This is a genomic window from Roseiarcus sp., assembly GCF_052145395.1.
Classification (GTDB): domain Bacteria; phylum Pseudomonadota; class Alphaproteobacteria; order Rhizobiales; family Beijerinckiaceae; genus Roseiarcus.
Map to the genome: position 1 here is coordinate 1 of NZ_JBKQOT010000327.1, position 2,608 is coordinate 2,608.

General features: G+C 63.0%; 3 protein-coding genes and 1 pseudogene. 3 read left to right on the forward strand and 1 reads right to left on the reverse strand.

The features are described 5' to 3' along the window. The 3 genes and pseudogenes from ACLP25_RS11060 to ACLP25_RS11070 all read left to right on the forward strand — a co-directional run. Positions 1 to 474: oxidoreductase C-terminal domain-containing protein (locus ACLP25_RS11060; RefSeq protein WP_442469248.1), on the forward strand; the 474-nt coding region annotated here is incomplete at its 5' end. Positions 475 to 687: 213 nt separating this feature from the next. Next, positions 688 to 1,322 (forward strand): annotated as a pseudogene (locus ACLP25_RS11065) (response regulator transcription factor). Between the two features lie 465 nt (positions 1,323 to 1,787). Next, positions 1,788 to 2,195 (forward strand): response regulator transcription factor, encoded by a 408-nt coding sequence (locus ACLP25_RS11070; RefSeq protein WP_442469249.1) that lies wholly within the window; start codon positions 1,788 to 1,790, stop codon positions 2,193 to 2,195. Between the two features lie 47 nt (positions 2,196 to 2,242). Here the strand turns inward: ACLP25_RS11070 and ACLP25_RS11075 are convergent, their stop codons facing one another. After that, entirely contained in the window at positions 2,243 to 2,455 is a 213-nt protein-coding gene (locus tag ACLP25_RS11075; protein WP_442469250.1) for a hypothetical protein, read from the reverse strand. Between the last annotated feature and the right edge of the window lie 153 nt (positions 2,456 to 2,608).

Below are 2,608 nucleotides of genomic sequence, written 5' to 3' on the forward strand. Positions count from 1 at the left end.
CACGGCATTGTAGTCGACCGGTGCTCGCGCACCGCGGATCCCGACATCGTCGCCGCCGGCGATTGCACCGCCACAGCGCACGAACCGGGCATGCCGCTCCACCGCCTGGAGTCGGTGCAGAACGCCATCGAACAGGCGCGTTCCGGGGCGGCCGCATTGATGGGCGTCGAGAAGCCGTTCCTGGAAGCGCCGTGGTTCTGGTCGGATCAGTATGACGTCAACCTTCGGGTCGTCGGACGGGTCGCGGGTTTCGATCATGTCGTGCTGCGCGGCGACGTCGAGAACTACAGGTTCTCCGCTTTCTACTTCAAGGACGGCAAGTTCATCGCCGCCGACAGCGTCAATCGGGTGAAAGACCATGTCGTCGCCAGGAAGGCGCTCGACCGCGGCGTGGACCTCACCCCCGAGCACGCCGCCGACGTCGGCTTCGACCTCGGCTCGCTGGTCAAGGAGCCGCGGCGCGTCCTCGTATGACGTCGCCGCACGCGTCCCAGAGCGGGCAGCCGCAGGCTCGAGATTTTGTCCGGCGCGTCGGCGATCGCCTCAGCGACCGTGTCGTCGCGGTGGATAGACGGTCGGAGGATTTCGCGTCCTGAAGCAGCGAAGATCGATGCGCTCGCTTGCGCGTGTTCATCAAGCGCAACGCCATGCTATAATCCACAAAGTTTTCTCGAACGCATGCCAACGATGCCGACAGCGCCGATAACCAAGCCGACTGTATTCGTCGTCGATGATGATCCAGGAATTCGAGAGTCGATTTCCAGCCTCGTCCGATCGGTCGGATTTCAGCCGAAGTTAATGGCTTCGGTCGATGAATTCCTCCAGTCCGGCCGCCCGGAGGGTCCTTCCTGCCTTGTGCTCGACGTCCGGCTGCCCGGCCGCAGCGGTCTTGATCTCCAGCGAGAGCTCGCTGACAGACGCGTCCTCCTCCCGATCGTTTTCATCATGGACACGGCGACATCCCGATGTCGGTGCAGGCGATGAAAGGCGGAGCGATCGAGTTCCTGACCAAGCCCTTTAGGGATCAGGATCTCCTGGATGCGATTCAACTCGGCCTCGCTCGAGACCGGGCTCGCCTGGATGCGGAGAGTTTAATGGCTGAGATGCGCAAGCGCTTCGAGGCGCTGACCGTCCGCGAGCGCGAGGTGATGGCTGGGGTCGTCTCCGGCCGGCTCAACAAGCAGATTGCGGGAGATCTGGGCGTCAGCGAAATCACGGTAAAGGTCCACCGGGGCCAGGTGATGCGAAAGATGAAAGCCTCCTCCGTTCCCGATCTGGCCCGTATGGCGGACAAGTTGAAACTTGTGGGCGTCGACCTGTAGCGACCGCCTGCACCTGCGCCCTCGCGGCAATCGCCGAAAAAAGAGCCCCTTCCGTCGGAAGGGGCTCAATGGGGCCAAGCGCGTGACACGTGGCCGCGGGAGGATGCGCCGCAGCAGGGAGGATGCGCTGGGGCGCAAACAGAACTTTACCGGACTCGGGGGACGACAAAACATTGGACGAAGGGATGGCAGGGACGCCAGATCGTTTGCTTGATCTATACCTTCGCATAGCGTCTTGGCCCAGCCTTCAAATGGCCTCGAGCCGGCGGTCCGCCGTCGGTGGAGCAAACCACTGACGCCGCATCGACCTAGCCGCGCACATCTCACAAGGTCAAATAAAGCTATACCAGTGTATAATCGCAATGCCTGTTTGCATTGGTGGAGAATCGTCCCCCGAGCAAATATATGAACGTCTGGCGAAGGGGCGAGGCTCGCGGTTGTCCGCACGGCCGTCAGGAAGCGACGTTGCAAGACAAATTTCTTATCGCGGTCGTCGACGACGACGTGTCGATGCGCGAGGCCGTGAAAGGTCTCCTCAGATCGCTTGGTTATGACGCCGTCACCTTCGGCCGCGCCGAGGATTTCCTGAATTTCGATCGACGGGGCCGCGTCGACTGCCTGATCGCCGACGTGCAAATGCCGGGGCTGACGGGACCGGACCTTCATGCCCGGCTGGTCGCGTCCGGTGAATCCATACGGACCATCTTGATTACGGCTTATCCGGATCCAGTCGCGCGGAAACGGGCGCTTCGAGCCGGCGTCAAGTGCTACCTGACGAAGCCTTTCCGCGACGAGGACCTGCAGGCTTGCATCCGATCCGCGCTCGATTCGGACGCGGCCTTCGACCGGCGGCCATCTCGCGAGGCCCCCTGAAGGGAGTGGGCTTGTCGAGAGCTTGCGCTCGGCCTCGTACAACGGCACTATCCCTTGCGGCGCTTGCCGATTGCGGCGGGATCCAGGAATTGCATTCGGGCCTTCAACTCGACGTCGAGGTATACCGCGATCTCGAACTCCTGTCGGACGACGGCGAGCGTATCCTCTGCCGCGGACGGCGGGTTGCTGGCGACGACGGCGATCCGCCCGTTCTGATCGCGTTTCCGGCCTCGGATCATCATCCGCTGGCCGTACTTCATCGCCTAGCCCACGAATACGCATTGCGAGACGAGCTTGACCCCGCTTGGGCCGCGCCGCCGTTGGAGCTTCGGCAAGAGCGCGGCCGGACTCAGCTCCTGCTCGAGGACCCGGGCGGCGAGCCGCTCGAGCGCATTCTCGGCGCGCCGATGGAG